The organism is Vibrio sp. V23_P3S9T160, from assembly GCF_963886625.1.
GTDB classification, from domain to species: Bacteria; Pseudomonadota; Gammaproteobacteria; order Enterobacterales; family Vibrionaceae; genus Vibrio; species Vibrio anguillarum.
Window position 1 is genome coordinate 1 of record NZ_CAWPDB010000045.1, and the last position, 6,070, is coordinate 6,070.

A 6,070-nucleotide genomic window follows, 5' to 3' on the forward strand; every position below is an offset into this window, starting at 1 on the left:
CAAAAACATCACACAATCTAAAAACTAACAATCATGAAACATCAGAATTAAACACCAGTAAAATTTAGTTTGGCAAGATTAAATAGATATTGAGGTCATCTTTTAACCGAATAGGTAGTTTTATATTTTTCACAATGAGAATTAAACATAAGTTCCTGAAGGTTCAGTTTTTTTTTGTGAACAAGATCTAGATTTGATCTAAAAGCATACGATTTCGTGAACTGCGTATCCTTTAGTGAACTGTGCTAGACTCGGCACTCTGCTATTTAGGTCTGTGTATGCTTACAACAAAAATCCAAAAATCCATTCGGGATAGTTATCAAAACCTGCAATTTCAGCTCGAAAACTTCATTCCTCGTCGAGGACAAAATTATCTTGTTGCTGAGATTGCAAAAACATTGTGCGGTTCATATCACAAGTCCAACCGAATCTTGATTGCTGAAGCGGGTACAGGAATAGGGAAATCACTCTCCTATTTAATGGCAGCGGTTCCTGTTGCAGTGTTGAATAATAGAAAGGTTGTTGTTTCGACAGCCACAGTGGCACTTCAAGAACAGCTGATCAGCAAAGATTTGCCTTTATTTAGACGCATCACTGATCGTCAATTCTCTTTTATCCTTGCCAAAGGACGTCAACGATACTGTTGCACCGAAAAACTCGCGGCTGCGTGTGGGGTAGATGGATCACAAATTGCCCTGTTCGAATCAAAGCCACAAAAAAAAGACGTTGAATTATTCACCACCATGTATGAAAAACTGGCTCAAGGAAAATGGAACGGTGATCGCGACTCGTGGCCAAAAGCGATTAAAGATGAGTTATGGCAACTGATTGTTAGTGATAAGCATAGTTGTAATGGTAGCTTTGCTGGCCACAGAGATTGTCCTTTCCAAAAGGCGCGTTCGGAACTGGATAAAGCCGATGTCATTATTGCCAACCACAGCTTGGTCATGGCGGATGCTGACCTTGGCGGTGGTGTCATTCTGCCTGAGCCCGAAAACACCATTTACATTTTTGATGAAGCACACCACTTACCTCATGTAGCACGAGATCACGCTTCAGCGTCCGCAAGCTTGAAAGGCGCAGCAAGTTGGTTAGAAAAACTCAATCAATCCGTAACCAAGTTTTCAAGCTTAGCCGAAGAAAAACGAGTAGCACGTTTTCGTAACGAACTGCAAGAGATACTGCAACAACTTATCCCAAGCTTGAGCCAACTGACAAAGCGGTTTGTGCCCGAACAATTTGAAGAAAAGCGATACCGTTTTGAGCATGGAGAATTACCCCAATGGCTTGAAGAAGAGTCTAAAACCCTGAAGCGGCTCTCTCAAAAAGCCAATCAATCCGTCGCTAAAATTGCGGACTTGATTGCTGAACGAGTTAAGGAAGGCGAACTCGCCGCTCGGTTGGCAGAACCAGCACTGACTGAATTAGGCTTTTATATTCAGCGTTTAGAGAACCTTGCCCAAGTATGGCTGCTGATGGCGGAGCCCAAGCGAGAGAAAGGAGCCCCTTTGGCACGTTGGCTTGAAATTCACCCTGAGCGTGAAGGTGATTTCATTGTTAACGTTTCACCGCTAGAAATTGGTTGGCAACTTGATCAGCAGATCTGGAGCCGCTGCATAGGCGCAATCTTAGTCTCTGCGACGATGCGAGCTCTTAACTCGTTCAGCTACTTTTGCTCGCAAGCAGGGATCAGTGAAAAGGCAGAAGATGGCACACGTTTCCTAGCACTCGCTTCACCGTTTGATTATCAAAATCAGGCCGAGTTACTCATTCCAGCAATGCGTTTTGAACCGCAAGCGAAAGAGTATACTGATTATCTGGTAGAGCGTCTCGCTGAGTTTATTCAGCCAAACAAAGCTAATTTAGTGCTATTTGCTTCTTACTGGCAAATGCGCGAAGTGGCTGAAAAAATATCAACAGATTTTGTTAAACGAGGCTGGGCGCTGCAAGTCCAAGGTGAAATATCACGCACAGAAATTCTAAATAAACATAAAATGCTAGTGCAGTGTGGTAAAACGAGCGTAATGTTTGGCACCAGTAGCTTTTCGGAAGGGCTAGACTTACCAGGAGAACTTTTGGAGAATCTGGTGATCACAAAAATTCCGTTTGCAGTACCAACCTCTCCAGTTGAGCAAGCTCACGCCGAATACATAGAGAAGCGAGGTGGAAACTCTTTTATTCAGATAACCGTTCCTGAAGCCAGCAAAAAGCTGATCCAAGCCGTCGGGAGATTGCTGCGCAAAGAGCGTGATTCTGGTAGAGTCGTGATTCTCGATCGCCGAATCGTTTCAAAACGCTACGGAAAATCATTATTGGACTCGCTTCCTCCATTTAAAAGAACAATAGAATATTAGCTAGGGCTTAACACTACGCCCTTTCATCTCATTACTCAGGGCCGATTTTATTCATGGAATTTGTTGAGCCAACCACTTTGATTGTGTTGGCGCTTGTTGCTTTTATTGCTGGCTTTATCGATGCAGTCGCTGGCGGCGGTGGCATGCTTACTGTACCCGCGTTATTATCAATCGGTCTTCCGCCGCACATCGCACTAGGAACGAATAAGCTGGCGGCAACATTTGCCTCATCAACTGCCGCATTAACCTACTATCAGAAGAAGTTGTTTCAACCAAGTTGCTGGGTCAGAGCTTTCATTGCCACCTTAATTGGCGCAACCATAGGTACTTTTGCTGTCGATGCGATCAGCACCGATTGGCTACAAAAAGTGCTGCCGCTCATTATTCTAGCTGCCGCTATCTATACGATATGGCATAAAACACCACATGCACACCAGAATGTCAGCCCGCCTCCCTGCCCTGTACTTCACAAAAAGCAGTATGCGCAAGGCTTGATACTTGGATTTTATGACGGGCTGGCAGGGCCGGGGACTGGCGCATTTTGGACAGTCAGTTCGATGGCGTTATACCGACTCAACATTTTATTGGCCTCTGGCCTTGCTAAAGCGATGAATTTTACCAGTAATGTAACGTCATTGGTTACCTTTGCCATTTTGGGGCATATTGACTGGGTGCTGGGACTGACTATGGGAGTTTGTTTGATGGCTGGAGCTTTTGTTGGCGCACATTCAGCGATTCGTTTCGGCGCTAAATTTATTCGTCCGGTGTTTGTGAGTGTGGTCAGTGTGCTTGCAATTAAGCTGACTTATGATGCGTGGTTTGCAGGCTTATGAACCATTTTTCTCAATTGAAGTCCTTAATTGAAGAGTTGAAACAACAAGCCGCCAGTGTTGACCGAACTCGTGGTGAACACCATCAGGCTCTGTTTGATGAGCGCCTGTTCCACTGTAAAGCGCACTCATTAATCCCTTGTGTTATGGAAGCAAAAGCGACCTTTGACTCCATCGTGCGCGAACAAGAGAGCCAACGGCTAACCAGTCAACGAGCTCAATATCTAACCGATCGACTGCTTGCACAAATTGCGGCAATCCAACGCGAAATATCGACAGTATCGATAAGAAAAAGTGAGCCCAAGCATCGCAGCTATTATCGCAAACCGATCAATGCGTTATATCAAGAGCTAGCCCAGCACCAAGAATGGGAGCGAAGGCTGATGGATATGGTGAGAGAAAAAGAACTCGGACTCAAGCACACTTCTGCTGTTAGTCAGCAGCAAGCACAAAAAGCGTTATTAACGGTAGAGCAACGGCTCAAGCGTTGCCAAGAAGCTAAGGCTAAGATCGAAAAACAAATTACGTTCAGGGAGAAAAACCAATAAAATGAATGATCCTACTGTACCGCTAGACGGTGCGTCTGAAGAGATAAAGCTCGCTGTCGATCTCATCTACTTATTAGAAACCAATCAGATTGAACCACACACCGCACTTGAAGCGCTGAAAATCGTACAGCAGGATTTATTGCGTAAACTGGATGATACAGCGAGAGAGTAAGAAGCAAACATCTACTTCTTACTCTTTCAGCCGTTAGACTTTAAATTGTCCAACCAACTGTTGCTGCTTAGCCGAGAGTTGACTTATCTGAGCACCAACCGATTCTGATTCACCGACCAGTGTCAATATCTGCGCGCTAAGATCACGAATATTGGATAGGTTGAGGTTGACTTCACCAGAGACGGCTTGCTGTTCTTGGGCCGCTTTTACAATCTGGCTATTCATATCGTTAATTGCTGAGATGGATTCAAACACTATTTCTAATTCAGCAACGGCCTTTTGAACTTGCATCGCAGTTCCATTTGCTAACGCGTTTCCTTGCTGGATCACCTCAACTACGCCCTCAGTACCTTGTTGGACTTTTTCTATCACTTTGCGTATTTCACCCACAGAGTTCTGAGTCCGCTGGGCCAAATTACGTACCTCATCGGCGACAACAGCAAACCCTCGCCCTTGATCTCCGGCCCGAGCCGCTTCTATAGCCGCATTTAATGCGAGCAAATTGGTTTGCTGTGAAATTCCCTCAATGACCGTTAAAATTTCGGTAATATTGATATTGTTTTGAGCCAACTCTTCAACAACAGGCACCGCATCACTCATTCGCACCACCAGCTTATGCATCTCAGCTTCAGAGGCACGGATGACATCCTGCCCAGTCAGTGCGGAGTGATTAGCTTGCGAAGCGGCTTGCACCGCAGCCTCGGCATTTTGCACAACGAGACTTGCTGTTTGTGTCATTTCTTCAGAGGCAGTCGCCACCATATCCATCTCTTTAAATTGAGACTCACTACGGCTACGCGTTTGTACGGCAGACTGCCGTGCCTGTTCAGTCGTTTGAGCTACTTGGTTCGCACTTTCTACGATCTGCTGAATAATAGCCTGTAATTTGTCTAAAAACTGGTTAAAGCCGCGTGCCAAATCACCGATTTCATCATGACTACTGATGACAAGCCGCTGAGTTAAATCCCCTTCGCCAGAAGCAATATCTTGTAACCGCTCCACGACCGCTCGGATAGGTTTCACAATTTGGGTTGCAGCTAACGCAATGATTGCGAGCCCTAAAAAGACTAGCAATGCGCCGACTAATAGCTCCGCTCTAACGCCATTCTCTACCTGTTGAGTAATGATCTGATCCAGTTGATTGGCATCAGCTAGCACACTCGATGTCGGCATTTCAAAAACCACGCCCCAAGTCTGGTTCGCCACCTGAATAGGAGCAAAGACAGACAACCACTGCCGATCTGAATTCCATTGAGAATGGACTTTACCCTCGGCTAGAAGATTGGCGATCTCCTTTGTAGTCAAAACTGAATCAGCCAGTGGCGCACCTAAGGTTAATTCACGCTCATCAGTCGCAATAAGCGTGTTATTTAAGCTGACAATAAAGACCTTACCATTACCGCCAAATAGACTTTGATCTGAACTCAGTGCAATCGCTACCAGTGGGCTAAGTTTTAAATCGATGCCAAAAAAGCCAATCGCAACGCCATCAATCAAAATGGGCACAGAGAGAGAAGAAGTAAGAAACGTTTCATTGTCTTGAATCACGATTTTAGGCGATGAGATACATGCACTAGCGGTTGTTAACGGGCAGGCGAAACGCTCACTGTTTCCTTCATCCTTCAATGCCACTTCGCTTAATACATTTGCCACCACATTTTCACCATTGGAGGACGTTATCCAGTATGCAGCGAATCGACCTATTTCATTTGAACCTACATAGTCAGCATTCTGGTAGTTGTCATCCTCGCTATCGAGCAAATTTGGCTTAAAGACGAGATAAGCCCCCTGGACATTGGGATAATTGACTACCGTCTTGCGAACCATTTCATCTAAAGATGTCCTTAACGCTTCGCTTTCACCAAAATTTTCTTCGGTATTTGATTTGAAAAACAAGGCCGTATCAGCAAGCATCTGAGCCCGATACATGGCTTCACTGAGATATTCAGATACTTCGGTGGCATTGAGCAGCGCCCGAGTTTCTAATAACTGCTGCGATTTATTGATCACAGAATCTGAACTTTGTTGTTTTATTGCTTGTTGGTTATTCACTGCGTTATAAACAGAGAAACCAATGAGAGACAATGACGTAATTAGCAGGCAAAGGCCGGCTAAAAGGGTTATTTTCCATTGAACCGAAAGTGTTCGCATACTACATCCTTATGC

The 6,070-nt window shown here is 44.9% G+C and carries 5 protein-coding genes; 4 read left to right on the forward strand and 1 reads right to left on the reverse strand.

Annotation, left to right across the window (positions count from 1 at the left end; genetic code table 11):
* Window positions 1–278 precede the first annotated feature (278 nt).
* The 4 genes from dinG to rsmS are packed head-to-tail and all read left to right on the forward strand — an operon-like array spanning window position 279 to window position 3,904.
* Window positions 279–2,354, forward strand: coding sequence for an ATP-dependent DNA helicase DinG (dinG, locus tag AACU59_RS02915; RefSeq protein ID WP_094145867.1), 2,076 nt, complete (start codon window positions 279–281; stop codon window positions 2,352–2,354).
* Between the two features lie 53 nt (window positions 2,355–2,407).
* Window positions 2,408–3,187 carry a sulfite exporter TauE/SafE family protein gene (locus AACU59_RS02920; RefSeq protein ID WP_010319210.1) on the forward strand — a complete coding sequence of 260 codons (780 nt, stop codon included), beginning with the start codon at window positions 2,408–2,410 and terminating at the stop codon, window positions 3,185–3,187.
* The gene (gene priC, locus AACU59_RS02925; protein WP_176428596.1) at window positions 3,184–3,732 is read left to right on the forward strand and encodes a primosomal replication protein PriC; all 549 of its coding nucleotides are present in this window, start codon (window positions 3,184–3,186) and stop codon (window positions 3,730–3,732) included. The genes AACU59_RS02920 and priC overlap by 4 nt, the downstream gene beginning before the upstream one ends.
* A 1-nt stretch (window position 3,733) precedes the next feature.
* Window positions 3,734–3,904, forward strand: a complete 171-nt coding sequence (gene rsmS / locus AACU59_RS02930) for a pleiotropic regulatory protein RsmS (RefSeq protein WP_013856554.1) — start codon at window positions 3,734–3,736, stop codon at window positions 3,902–3,904.
* A gap of 33 nt (window positions 3,905–3,937) precedes the next feature.
* Here the strand turns inward: rsmS and AACU59_RS02935 are convergent, their stop codons facing one another.
* Window positions 3,938–6,055, reverse strand: a complete 2,118-nt coding sequence (locus AACU59_RS02935; protein WP_017050380.1) for a methyl-accepting chemotaxis protein — start codon at window positions 6,053–6,055, stop codon at window positions 3,938–3,940.
* Window positions 6,056–6,070 lie beyond the last annotated feature (15 nt).